The sequence below is a fragment of the Sphingomonas sp. LH128 genome, from assembly GCF_000293195.2.
Lineage (GTDB): Bacteria > Pseudomonadota > Alphaproteobacteria > Sphingomonadales > Sphingomonadaceae > Novosphingobium > Novosphingobium resinovorum_A.
In genome coordinates this window covers 1-541 of record NZ_ALVC01000528.1, presented here as the reverse complement: position 1 = coordinate 541, position 541 = coordinate 1, and the positions used below count along the sequence as shown (strand labels likewise).

Here is a 541-nt window from a genome sequence, read left to right as displayed (position 1 = left end):
GGTCCAGAGACCGCCGAGGTTCGCAATCAAAATAATGCGCAGCAACATCGCCCCGCATTAGGAGAATCCACGTCGCTGCCGCGTTCCTTCACATTATCGCGACCTCGTGATAAGCCGTCATCCATAATAATCTCGATGCGGCGATGCAGGCCGCCAACATCACCGGCGATACCGGCACTCTGAACCGCCAGGCTAAGTCCGCCGCCCGCTCGGCCTTCGAATCCGCCAAGCAGCGCTTCTTCGGCCATCTGCTGACCTCGATGAAGACGCCGACCCTGATCCGCTCGATCGAGCAGGATCTGATGGACGGCCATGCTGCCGTGATCCAGATCGTGTCGACCGGCGAGGCGCTGATGGAACGCCGTCTCGCGGAGATCCCCACCGAGGAATGGAATGACGTGCGGGTGGACATCACCCCGCGCGAGTATGTCTAATCTGGACCTCAACATTAGACATATTCTTTGCAGTCGACATTTATGTCGAGCATTGCGGCCGGAGGCGTGGGATTGCGTCGATTGGTCATGATTTTACTCCAGATAAT

Annotated in this window: 1 pseudogene; it reads left to right on the top strand. The window is 57.7% G+C overall.

The window, feature by feature from the left end:
* Positions 1 to 113: 113 nt before the first annotated feature.
* Positions 114 to 431 (top strand): annotated as a pseudogene (locus LH128_RS29730) (hypothetical protein); the annotation flags it as partial.
* Positions 432 to 541: the final 110 nt, after the last annotated feature.